12 protein-coding genes are annotated in these 12378 nt (G+C 46.3%); 1 reads left to right on the top strand and 11 read right to left on the bottom strand.

Features of this window, described 5'->3' with window-relative positions:
* Positions 1-29: 29 nt before the first annotated feature.
* The 4 genes from lspA to murJ all read right to left on the bottom strand — a co-directional run bounded on the left by lspA (position 30) and on the right by murJ (position 5893).
* Entirely contained in the window at positions 30-491 is a 462-nt protein-coding gene (gene lspA / locus MMOL_RS02705; protein ID WP_015831480.1) for a signal peptidase II, read from the bottom strand.
* Positions 484-3300 (bottom strand): isoleucine--tRNA ligase, encoded by a 2817-nt coding sequence (gene ileS / locus MMOL_RS02700; protein ID WP_015831479.1) that lies wholly within the window; start codon positions 3298-3300, stop codon positions 484-486. Before ileS ends, lspA begins: the two co-directional genes overlap by 8 nt.
* Before the next feature lie 133 nt (positions 3301-3433).
* A complete protein-coding gene (locus MMOL_RS02695; protein WP_015831478.1) occupies positions 3434-4348 on the bottom strand; it encodes a bifunctional riboflavin kinase/FAD synthetase in 915 nt (304 codons plus the stop codon).
* Complete coding sequence (gene murJ / locus MMOL_RS02690; protein ID WP_015831477.1) at positions 4349-5893, bottom strand: murein biosynthesis integral membrane protein MurJ; 1545 nt, start codon at positions 5891-5893, stop codon at positions 4349-4351.
* Positions 5894-6076: 183 nt separating this feature from the next.
* Here murJ and rpsT point away from each other — a divergent pair, with 183 nt between their 5' ends.
* Positions 6077-6340, top strand: a complete 264-nt coding sequence (gene rpsT, locus MMOL_RS02685; RefSeq protein WP_015831476.1) for a 30S ribosomal protein S20 — start codon at positions 6077-6079, stop codon at positions 6338-6340.
* 139 nt (positions 6341-6479) lie between these two features.
* Here the strand turns inward: rpsT and MMOL_RS02680 are convergent, their stop codons facing one another.
* From MMOL_RS02680 to rpmA, 7 genes are all read right to left on the bottom strand, one after another.
* Positions 6480-6785, bottom strand: coding sequence for a hypothetical protein (locus MMOL_RS02680; protein WP_148207841.1), 306 nt, complete (start codon positions 6783-6785; stop codon positions 6480-6482).
* 171 nt (positions 6786-6956) lie between these two features.
* Positions 6957-7793 (bottom strand): prohibitin family protein, encoded by an 837-nt coding sequence (locus tag MMOL_RS02675; protein WP_015831474.1) that lies wholly within the window; start codon positions 7791-7793, stop codon positions 6957-6959.
* 122 nt (positions 7794-7915) lie between these two features.
* Positions 7916-9070 (bottom strand): 5-(carboxyamino)imidazole ribonucleotide synthase, encoded by a 1155-nt coding sequence (locus MMOL_RS02670; RefSeq protein ID WP_049764464.1) that lies wholly within the window; start codon positions 9068-9070, stop codon positions 7916-7918.
* Positions 9067-9573: a 5-(carboxyamino)imidazole ribonucleotide mutase gene (gene purE / locus MMOL_RS02665; protein WP_041928521.1), complete on the bottom strand. Its 507-nt coding sequence runs from the start codon at positions 9571-9573 to the stop codon at positions 9067-9069. Before purE ends, MMOL_RS02670 begins: the two co-directional genes overlap by 4 nt.
* A gap of 91 nt (positions 9574-9664) precedes the next feature.
* Positions 9665-10807 carry a glutamate 5-kinase gene (gene proB / locus MMOL_RS02660; RefSeq protein WP_015831471.1) on the bottom strand — a complete coding sequence of 381 codons (1143 nt, stop codon included), beginning with the start codon at positions 10805-10807 and terminating at the stop codon, positions 9665-9667.
* A complete protein-coding gene (cgtA, locus tag MMOL_RS02655; protein WP_015831470.1) occupies positions 10794-11885 on the bottom strand; it encodes an Obg family GTPase CgtA in 1092 nt (363 codons plus the stop codon). Before cgtA ends, proB begins: the two co-directional genes overlap by 14 nt.
* Before the next feature lie 221 nt (positions 11886-12106).
* On the bottom strand, positions 12107-12364 hold the full coding sequence (gene rpmA, locus MMOL_RS02650) for a 50S ribosomal protein L27 (RefSeq protein ID WP_015831469.1): 258 nt from the start codon (positions 12362-12364) through the stop codon (positions 12107-12109).
* Between the last annotated feature and the right edge of the window lie 14 nt (positions 12365-12378).

Here is a 12378-nt window from a genome sequence, read left to right as displayed (position 1 = left end):
TGTTCCGAGATAAATATCTATGCGCTTGATTAACTTACGTTTGACTTTTTGAAACTATCCGCAAGTAACAAACCAACTCCAACGCATATTGCACTATCAGCCACGTTAAACGCCGGCCAATATAACTGATCAATATGAAAAAACAGAAAATCCACGACATAACCCAAGGTCAGGCGATCATACAAATTACCGATCGCACCGCCTAATACTAAGGCCAAACCTAGGCTAAATAGTTTCTCTTGATGATGCTTTTTAATCAGATAGCTAATCACAATGGCGGCAACCGCAGTCACCGCAGTGAAAAACCACTTCTGCCAACCGCCAGCATTGGCTAAAAAGCTAAATGCTGCACCTTCATTATGAAAACGTACCAAATCAAAAAAGCCAGTAATGGTTAAATGCTCACCATATACAAAATCTTGCTGAATCAGATACTTGGTGTATAAATCCAGCGCAACCACAATGGCGCTAAGCGCAAACCACTTACGCATGTGAGCGCACCTCACCCTTGCCAAACAAATTGCTTACGCAGCGCCCGCAAATATGCGGATGCGCAGCATCGGCACCCACGTCTGCACGGTAATGCCAGCAACGGTCGCATTTAGTATGTGCGCTTGGAGCAACCTGTACTTCTAACGTACCGCTACGCTGGTGCAGTGAAGCACGTGATGTAATCAGCACAAAACGTAAATCATCCTGCAAGCGACTTAATGCCTCAAATGTTGCGCCATCTGCGTAAATATCCAACTCAGACTGCAAGGATGAGCCCACTAGGCCAGCTGCACGTTTTTCTTCTATCGCTTTATTTGCTAATGCACGCACTTCTAGCACCGTTTGCCACGATTGAATCGCTGCGCCGTTTAGTCCATGCGCTGGCAAGCTATACCAAAGCTCTTCAAACACCGTTTTATCCGCATCTAAACCTAGCGTTTGCCAGATTTCATCTGCAGTGAAACTTAAAATCGGTGCCATTAAACGCATCATGGTGTGGGTAATGTGATGCAAAGTACTTTGCGCAACACGGCGCGCATGTGAAGTTTCACCCGTAGTGTATAAACGGTCTTTTAGAATATCTAAATAGAAACCGCCTAAATCCTCTGAACAGAAACTCACAAACTTCTGTACCGCCAAGTGGAATTCATAACGGTCATAATCCGCCAAGATTCCAGTTTGCAACTTGTCGGTTAAATGCAAGGCATAACGGTCAATCTCTAACCATTCGCTCACTGGCAACAAGTCTTTGGTTGCATCAAAGTCAGCCAAGTTCGCCAATAAGAAACGTAAAGTGTTGCGAATGCGGCGATAACTTTCAGCAACACGCTTCAAGATCTCATCAGAAATAGTCAACTCGCCTGAGTAATCGGTAGAGGCCACCCACAAACGCAGGATATCTGCACCGTAGGTATCCATCACCTTTTGTGGCGCAACCACATTACCTTTAGATTTACTCATTTTGTGGCCGCTACCATCCACCACAAAACCATGCGTGAGCAATGCTTTATACGGAGCATGACCATCAATCGCACAGCCGGTCAGCAAGCTAGACTGGAACCAGCCGCGGTGCTGGTCTGAGCCCTCTAGATACAAATCTGCAGGGAAGGCTAGCTCAGGGCGGCGCTTCAACACCGCAGCATGCGTACTGCCTGAATCAAACCACACGTCAAGGGTATCAGTCACCTTCTTGTATTGCTCGGCATTCTCTGGCGCATGTTGCGCCAAGAACGCCGTACCATCTAAACTAAACCAAGCTTCTACGCCGGTTTTTTCCGTGAGTAAGGCAGCTTGCTCTAACAGCTCTGCTGTTTTTGGATGCGGCTCACCTGTTTCCTTATGCACAAACAATGGCATAGGTACGCCCCAGTTACGTTGACGTGACACACACCAGTCCGGGCGATTTTTAATCATGGCCTCTAGGCGTGCACGGCCCCAGCTCGGGAAGAACTCAGTCTCGTCTACGGCTTTGTTGGCATGCTCACGCAATGCTTTACCATTGATGTCTTGCGCATTCATGCCAATAAACCATTGGTGGGTCGCCAATTGCATCAGTGGCGTTTTATGGCGCCAGCAATGTGGGAAGCTATGATTCAAACGTGCGCTCGCCAGTAAGTGACCACTCTCCTGCATTTTTGCCAAGATTACTTTATTGGCATCCTGTCTGGTTAAACCACGAATGGCGGAGAACTCCACCAGCTCACTGCTGAAGAACTTGCCATCACTACCGATTAAAACTCTAGGCTTTTGTTCTGGGAAGTTAGCACGCATCACCAGCCAGTCATCATTACCGTGTGCAGCTGCCGTATGTACCAAACCGGTACCAGCCTCGGTGGTTACGTGTTCACCAGTAATCACTGGCACCTGACGTGCGTCAAACGGGTGCTCTAGTTGAAGATACTTTAATGCCAAGCCTTTACAGGTTGCCAGCACCTTTGCATCGGCTTCTGCATAACGCGTTAATGTTGCCGTAGCTAAAGCATTGGCAAGTATCAGCAAACCTTTGCTGGTTTGAATCAAGTCATAATCCAGCTCAGGGTGCACGCTTACCGCCTGGTTGGCTGGCAAGGTCCATGGTGTAGTTGTCCAAATCACCGCATAGGCATCACCTGCAACCGTAACGCCAAACGCTTTACTCAATGCTGCATTGTCTACAACTTTAAAGCCCACATCAATCGCCGGTGAGTTGACGTCCTCGTACTCCACCTCAGCTTCAGCCAACGCAGAGCCGCAATCTACACACCAATGTACAGGTTTGCTGCCTTGATATAGGTAGCCATTTTTATAAATGTCACCTAAAGCACGCATTATGTCAGCTTCGGTTTGGTAATCCATTGTTAAATACGGATTATCCCAATCTGCTTGCACACCCAAACGGATGAAGTCTTTCTTTTGCTTTTCTACCTGCTCAGCAGCATAAGCACGGCACAACTCACGAAACTGTGCAGGGTCTATATTTTTACCGTGATTTTTTTCTACAACCAACTCAATCGGCAAGCCATGGCAATCCCAGCCCGGCACATAAGGTGCATCAAAGCCCGAAAATGTTTTAGATTTAACGATGATGTCTTTTAAGATTTTATTCACTGCATGCCCAATGTGAATATCACCATTGGCATAAGGCGGGCCGTCATGCAAAATGAATTTTTTTGCGCCCTTACGTGCGTTGCGAATACGCGTATATAGCTTTTTATCCTGCCATGACTTTAGCCATGCCGGTTCACGCTTCGCCAAGTCGCCGCGCATCGGAAAGGCAGTCTCAGGTAAGTTTAATTTATACTTGCTTTGCTCTTTATTGTCTTCAGTCATTTAAAATCTCAACACATTTCATATTCATCATTTCTGCTCGCCCAACGTTACATTGATTAATACAACACAGAAATCCAGTTGCAGACATACCATCAAGGTATTTCAATCAGCGCCGCCCCATCAACGGATATATTTACCGCTCTGCGGGAGTAAGCGCCCCAAAAAACTTTCTTGCTAATTCTACATCAATTGCAATTTGCGCTTTCAACGCATCCAAACCATCAAACTTCATTTCATTCCTAATTTTTTGCAAAAACTCTACATGCACATGCTTATCGTACAAGTTACCATTAAAATCAAGGACATGCACTTCCAATGACAGCTTAGGCACACCGGCAATAGTCGGGCGTACTCCTAAATTTGCCACGGCGTTTAAACCGTCTAATTTTACTGCATACACCCCTTTTAACGCAGGGCGCTCATGCCGCATATGTACATTAGCAGTAGGAAAACCAAGCTGACGTCCACGCTTTGCACCGTGCACCACCTTACCGCTAATACTGTAACCTCTACCCAGCAGCAATGCAGCTTCTTGCAAACGTCCTTCATCCAAGGCCGAGCGCACTCGGGTACTGGAAACCCGCTCACTACCCAGATCTACCTGAGGCAAACTCACCAACTTAAACCCTGCTGCGACAAAATCATTAACAGAACCGGCACGCTTGGCACCAAAGCGGAAATCCTCGCCCACCAAAACGGCCTGCGCGTTCACGGCATTACGCAATAGCTCATGCATGAAAGCCTCGGCCGTCACCTTAGCAAATCGCTGGTTAAACCTACACACATACACGCGCTCTACCCCAGCTTGCGCAAAGTACTCCAACTTTTCACGCATAGAGCACAGCCGTGCTGGCGCACTTTCTGGTGTAAAAAACTCTCGTGGGTGCGGCTCAAACGTCATTACTGCCGCCTCTAAGTTTACCGCCTGCGCCGTCTGCTTAAGTTGTGCCAATAACGCCTGATGCCCTAAATGCATGCCGTCAAAGTTACCTATTGCCAAGGCACACGGCTGCTGCAAACTGGTAGGAATGTGTCTAAAAATTTGCATTTAGCGACTTACTCTACGCATATAGTCACGCGATCTAAACCCTAACAGCAAGAGCATGGCAAAATAACTTACAGCCCCCAGCACCACCAAGCCACTTAAATAGGCTAAACGGCGCATCAAATTCAACTCTAGCCATACACTGGCCTCGCCCATCGCAAAGTGCAGCACCACCCCCATCACGGCTAGCGCAAGCGCCAGTTTAAGCATAAAACGCAGCCAGCCCGTTTGCGGATGAAAGATATGCGCCTTACGCAAGTGGTGATACAACAGGCTAGCATTAAGACAGGCACCCACACCAATGGCTAGGGCCAAGCCTACATGCTGCAAATTCAGTACAAACACAAAAACCAGATTCATTAACTGCGTCATCACCAAGGTAAACACCGCAATCTTGACTGGCGTTTTAATGTTTTGCCGCGCATAAAACCCCGGCGCCAGAATTTTAACCAGAATCAGGCCAAGTAAGCCCACGCTATAAGCGATCAAAGCTTGCTGCGTCATCAGCACATCTAATGGAGTAAATTTTCCATAGTTAAATAAAGTAGCGACCAAAGGCGTGGCCAACACTGCTAATGCCACAGCTGCAGGTGCCGCCAAAATAAAGGTTAAACGCAAACCCCAATCCAACAATTGCGAGTACTCGCTATCATCCTTACCCGCATAAGCCTTAGATAAACTAGGTAACAAGATGGTACCCAGCGCCACACCAAGAACGCCGGTTGGAAACTCCATCAAACGGTCTGCGTAATACAGCCAGCTCACACTGCCTGTATTTAAAAATGAAGCAAAAATAGTATTAAGAATAAGTGAAATCTGCGCCACAGACACCCCCAGCACCGCAGGCCCCATTAACTTAAGTATGCGCCAGACACCGTCATCATCCGCTTTAAAATCTAATCTAGGCAACAGGCCAATCTGCTTTAAAAATGGTACCTGAAATGCCAGCTGTAAGAACCCACCGAAAAATACCGCCCAAGCCAACACTTTAATCGGTTCATCAAAATATGGCGCAAACCAGAGGATAGCCACAATCATCGCCACGTTGAGCCATACCGGTGTAAAGGCAGGCACCCCAAACTTATTGTAGGTATTCAGCACCCCGCCAGCCATGGAGACTAAAGAAATAAAGAAGATATAAGGGAAAGTAATACGCAGCAGCTCCACAGTTAGCTGCATTTTCGTTGCATCGCCCCTAAAACCGGGTGCAACCAAGCTAACAATCCATGGCGCTGCCAACATACCGATAATTGTCACCACCACCAAAATCAGGCCTAACCAAGTAGCAACCCGATTGATTAAATGATGTGTTTCATCAAAACCGCGCTGGCTTTTATATTCAGACAAAATAGGCACAAACGCTTGACTGAAAGCACCTTCGGCAGAAATTCTGCGCAATAAATTAGGGATTTTAAACGCAACAATAAAAGCGTCGCTCAGCATACCTGCACCAAACACCCGTGCAATCAGCGTATCGCGCACGAAGCCCAAAATACGCGAAACAAAAGTCATGCTGCCGACTTTAGCCAGCGCGTTGAGTAAATTCATGCTTTATCGTTATAATGTAGTGAAGAAAAGTATAGCATTAACAACATATTGCGTAATTTTAACACGCCAATAGTCACTAGGTATTATTTACAAATATATTTGCATCATTTTAACTTGCAATATATTTATAAAATGCTATGATTACGGGCTTCGAATTTTGAATAGCTTTTTTAGGAAAAACAGATGGCAAATACCGCACAAGCAAGAAAACGTGCTCGTCAAGCAGTTAAGCAACGCGCTCACAATGCAAGCTTGCGTTCTACTTTGCGCACAGCAATTAAAAAAATCATTAAAGCTGTAGAAGCTGGCGATAAAGCTGCAGCTACTGCTGCGTACTCAGAGAATGTAAGCGTGATTGACCGCATTGCGGACAAAAACATCATTCACAAAAACAAAGCCTCACGTCATAAAAGCCGCTTAAACGCTGCGATTAAAGCGATGGCATAATTAACCTCGCAAGTGTTTTTACTTGCGTCGTAATTAAATCAATAAAAAAGCCGAACCTAGTTCGGCTTTTTTATTTGGTTCAGTTCTTTATTAGCTCTGCTTGTTTATTGTCCATAGATTCCAGATTAATACTCTACAACTAAATACGCTTCAAGTTGCCTTTGCGCGCTTGCACATATTTAACAACGCACTGATTGTTATCAAACCAAAAAATTACCGATCTTTCATAATCAGCGATGAAATAGTAAGCAGCTTCTTTATGCTCGTAATAATCACTTATATTTTCTTTGATTTGAGCAGCAGTTAAACCAACATCAGGATGCAAATATCTATTGTAAATATTGGGCTTAACATAAGTAACGCTCAAAATCGTCGCCTGATCTGGCCCACTGATATTCACAATGATGCCATCATATAAGTAGTTATAACCATCAGGCGTAGCCACTTTTGACAGAGGCTCCCCTAGTAAACCCAGCATGTCATTGTAGCTATCAACACCAGGCTCGAGATAAGGCGACTTAACTGATATAGCCCAATAAAGACCGCACAGTAGCAAAATGATTAACGTACGAAACACTGTAAGTTTCAATATGCACCTCTCGAATTAATGCCTCACCTACTTAATATTGATTAGCGGCACCGAGCCACCTGTGACCTGGGGCAAACGACCATCCCATTTTTCTAGCGCTACGCGCTGATTTTCGATCTCGCGCAATTTCAGCAAATCCGGTGTGATCTCTTGTTTCTGCAAGCGTAGCGACTCCGCTTCCGCTTTGGCTGATGCGATTTTTTGTTCAGCCTCTACGCGTATCCTCTCAAGATCGCGCTCAGCTTTCAGCTTCAATTGCTCGGCGGTAGTCTTGGCTTCAATGGCCTGATTAAAGCTTTCGGAGAATCGGAAATTGACGATACTGAACTCATCAATCTGAATACCGTGACGCAACAGCCGGTCACGCATAAACTGACTGATCTGGTCGCGCACTTCCGGGCGCTTGCTGATCAGTTCTTCTGCTGTGTATTTAGCGGTAGTGGCTTTTGTTGCCTCTTGCACCGCAGGGATAATGATACGATCACCTACAGAGTTCAAATCACCAATCGACTGATAAGTTTCTGCCACGCGGTCCGGAATTAAGTGATAGTTCAACGCAATTTTGGCATGCACTTGTTGCAGGTCACGCGATGCAGCATCGCCATCACCCTCGCCCTTTTGTATCTGCACATTAATTTCAGCTACCTGCTGCACGATTGGAATGCGAAAATGCAAGCCTTCTTCCAACACACGAGGATTGACCTTACCAAAAGTCGTAATTACACCGCGATTGCCAGCATTGATCACTACAAATGGGTTCAGCCAAGAGATCAGGATAAATGCCGCAATCAATATCGCTATGTATTTAATTATCTTAATAGCACCCGATTGAGACTGCGCTGAAGGGGTATTGAGTATAGCCATAATGTCTCCCTATTTTTAAGTTATTGGTACACAAATAGTACCAAATTATTAATAAAAATCTTGAAACAAATAAAAAAGGCCTAGTCACATCATGACCAGGCCCTGTAGACTATTACCGATATTTACTCGCCAACCTTGAGTTCGCTACGCACTTGCATTGCCAGTTTAATTGCATCATCGCGACTTGTGCTCAGCACAGTGAAATGCCCCATTTTCCTGCCAGCACGTGCTTCGGCTTTACCATACAGGTGCATTTTAAGACTAGGCAACCCTAGCACTAACTGCCAAGCTGGCTCAATCTGTGGCGCCTCATTTGGCCAAATGTCACCTAACAGATTTACCATCACAGCAGGGCTGTGCTGACGGCTACTACCCAGTGGCAAGCCTGTCATCACTCGCACTTGCTGCTCAAACTGATTAGTAATACAAGCATCCAAGGTGTAGTGACCTGAGTTATGTGGACGCGGTGCAATTTCATTCACCAACAACTCGCCATCACACACAAAGAACTCCACACCCAGCACGCCAGTGTATTGCAGCTTCTCAGCCACACTGATTGCCAACTTTTGTGCTTGGTGATTTACCGCATCACTACCACGCGCCGGCACGATAGAGACATCCAAAATACCATTCAAATGACTATTTTCAGCCGTTGGGAAAGTGGCAACATGTCCATTCACATCGCGCGCCAGCACAACAGAAACTTCATAATCCAGCTTCAGCATTTTTTCCAGCACACATTCTTCTTCTGAGAATGCAGCAAAAGCCGCTTTAGCTTCGCTCAAGTTAGTAACACGCGCCTGACCTTTGCCATCGTAACCAAATCTAGCCACTTTCAGGATAGCGGGATAAATCTCACTATCATCCGCAGGCAAGTCCGACTCAGCATCAATCACTGCATAAGGCGCCACTGGCAAGCCAGCTTCTTTCAGGAAATTCTTTTCGCTCACGCGATGCTGCGCAATAGCCACCGCATCAGCAGACGGACGCACCGGTACCGACTGTGCCAACGTCTTTAATGTTGCTGCAGGCACGTTTTCAAATTCCGTGGTAATTGCTTGGCAAGTTTCTGCTATTTGTTTCAATGCGGCGGCATCATCGTACTTGGCACAAATATGTACATCAGCAATTTTGCCGGCAGGGCTGTTCTGATCAGGATCTAGCACCGTGACTTTATAACCCATTTCATGGGCTGCAATCACAAAAAAACGGCCCAATTGACCGCCACCCAACATACCCAGCATCGCTGGTGGAAGAATCATAGAAGATTGACTCATGGTTTGTCGCTTAACTCCATGTTAAATACTTTTTCTGTTTGTTTGGTACGAAACTCTGCCAACTTAGCAGACAACGCCGCATCTTGATTAGCCAGGATAGATACCGCAAATAAACCTGCATTAGCCGCACCGGCATCACCAATGGCAAAGGTTGCTACCGGGATGCCTTTTGGCATCTGTACGATAGACAGCAAAGAATCTTGGCCTTGCAAATGCTTAGATGGCACCGGCACCCCTAACACTGGCAACGTGGTTTTAGCGGCAACCATACCTGGCAAATGCGCAGCACCGCCGGCACCGGCAATAATCACTTGAATACCTTTACTAGCTGCTGTTTCTGCAAAATCAAACATCAAGTCAGGTGTACGATGCGCAGAGACCACTTTTGCCTCATACGCCACACCAAAATCAGCAAGCATTTGCGCAGCATTTCTCATTACAGGCCAGTCACTATCTGAACCCATAATAATGGCTACCAACGGTTGATTATTTGCCACATGCATTCCTTTATGTAATCTAAATTAAAACGAGAGGGTTTAATTAAACTAATGATCTAAACCACGATTAAAACTGATGCTTTTTCTTATCGCAGCCTTAAGCCTGTTTTAATAGGACTAGGTTATCACGGTGTATCAATTCAGCCTCATCGACATAACCCAAGATGGACTCTATCTGCTGACTAGGCTTACGCATTACCCTTGCGGTTTCACTTGCGGAATAATTCACCAAGCCACGTGCAATCTCATGACCACCCGCGTCCACGCAGGCCACTACGTCACCGCGCTCAAAATGACCTTCAACCGCAGTCACACCTATCGGCAACAGACTTTTACCTTCAGCCACCAGCACGCGCACCGCACCTGCATCCAATATTAATTTACCTGTGGTACGCAAATGGTCCGCCAACCACTGTTTACGCGCAGCGATTTTCATCTGCGTGGCTTCAAGATGCGTACCGATTACCTCGCCCGCGCTCAAACGCACCAACACGTTGGACTCACGACCAGAGGCAATCACCGTATGCGCGCCACTACGGGCCGCACGTTTTGCTGCCAAAATCTTGGTTAACATACCACCAGTACCTACGCTACTACCAGCTCCGCCTGCCATCTGCTCCAAGGCCAGATCACCTGCCGTTGCATGCTGCACAAATTGCGCATTGGGGTCTTTACGTGGATCAGCTGAATACAAACCTTGCTGATCCGTTAAGATCACCAAGGTATCAGCCTCAATCAAATTGGCGACTAATGAACCTAAAGTATCGTTATCACCGAATTTTATTTCGTCGGTGACCACCGTGTCGTTCTCATTAATAATCGGAATAACTTTTAAATCTAACAAAGTGCGTAATGTAGTGCGCGCATTCAAGTAACGCTTTCTATCAGCCAAGTCATCATGCGTGAGCAGAACCTGCGCGGTGTGTAACTGATGCTGACTAAAGCAGCGCTCATACATTTGCACCAAGCCCATCTGCCCCACCGCTGCCGCAGCCTGCAACTCATTGACTGCAATCGGTCGTTTTTTCCAACCTAACCGCTGCATACCCTCAGCTACTGCACCGCTAGAAACCAATATAACTTGCTTACCCTGCTGCACCAGCGCGGCAATCTGCGCCGCCCACTCAGCAATCGCTACTTGATCAAGACCATTGCCGTTATTAGTGACTAGGCTAGAGCCTACTTTCACCACAATAACTTTTGCATCTAGCACTAGAGAGTTAAATTCAGACGACTTCATTCCCGGCTTCTTTATCGGCATTCGCATTCAGCGCCACCTCAGGTTTAACCTCTGCAGTTTCTTCTTCCTGCTGTCTATTGTCCTCAATATGCTGCATGATGGCATAAGTCAGCTCTTTGCAACCGATACCGCTGATAGCAGAAATTGCGAACACACGACCTTCCCAGCCATATGCCTTCACAAAGTCCTCAATCACTTGTTTGGACTCTGGCAACATATCAATTTTATTTAATACCAACCAGCGCGGCTTGTTGTATAGAGCCTCATCATACTTTTTCAACTCTTCTACGATAGCCTTTGCTTCATGTACCGGGTCAACTGCTTCATCAAACGGCGCCACATCAACCAAGTGCAACAATAATGAAGTGCGCGCCAAATGACGCAAGAATTGATGCCCAAGACCCGCGCCCTCAGCAGCACCTTCAATAATTCCAGGAATGTCCGCAATCACAAAGCTACGCTCTGCATCTACACGTACCACACCTAAATTAGGGTGTAAGGTAGTAAATGGATAATCAGCCACTTTAGGTTTAGCTGCAGACACTGAACGGATAAAAGTGGATTTACCAGCATTCGGCATACCCAGCAAGCCTACGTCAGCCAACACCTTAAGCTCTAGATAAAGCTCAAACTCCTCACCTGGCTCACCTTTGGTACATTGGCGTGGCGCACGGTTCATACTCGATTTAAAGTGCACATTACCTAAACCGCCGTTACCACCCTTAGCCATTTGCGCACGCTGACCGTGCTCGCTCAAATCCACCAACATTTGTTCGCTAGACTTGTCTGAAATGACAGTACCGACCGGCACACGCAAGACCATATCCTCGCCTTTAGCGCCATAACACTCGGCACTACGACCATTCTCACCACGCTGTGCACGGAAACTGCGCGTATAACGGTAATCTACCAAAGTGTTGATGTTGCGATCCGCCTCGATAATGATAGAGCCACCGCGGCCGCCATCACCGCCGCTAGGACCACCCATCGGCTCGTATTTTTCACGACGAAACGTGGCGACGCCGTTGCCGCCGTCACCCGCAAAGATTTTAATAGTAGCTTCGTCAATAAATTTCATAATACCCAGACTGTATCATCAGTTCATGTAATTATCGCGCAAGATTCTGTTTTGTAGGAGATTTTTATCAAAGACAGCCACAACAGCATGCCATACGATTAAGCAAAAACCACCAAACAACAAACTAGCAAGAACGCACGAATTGAAAAAACATTCTGCTAGCGCGTACCAAATAAAAAAGCCCTATCAAACGACAGGGCTTCTTCAATTATCGCAAAAAACTAAGCTGGAATAATATTCACAGTTTTACGTTTTAATGCGCCTTTAATTGTAAAGCTCACTTTGCCGTCTGCTTTAGCATACAAAGTATGATCTTTACCCATACCTACGTTTTCACCAGCGTGCATTCTAGTACCACGTTGACGTACGATAATGCTGCCAGCTGAAACAAATTGCTCACCGAATGCTTTAACGCCTAGACGCTGGGCTTGTGAGTCGCGACCGTTACGTGAACTACCGCCTGCTTTTTTGTGTGCCATGATTTAATCCTTAA

The sequence above is a fragment of the Methylotenera mobilis JLW8 genome, from assembly GCF_000023705.1.
In the GTDB taxonomy this organism is placed as follows: domain Bacteria; phylum Pseudomonadota; class Gammaproteobacteria; order Burkholderiales; family Methylophilaceae; genus Methylotenera; species Methylotenera mobilis.
The sequence above is the reverse complement of the archived record's forward strand: the minus strand, read 5'-3'. Positions and strand labels throughout refer to the sequence as shown.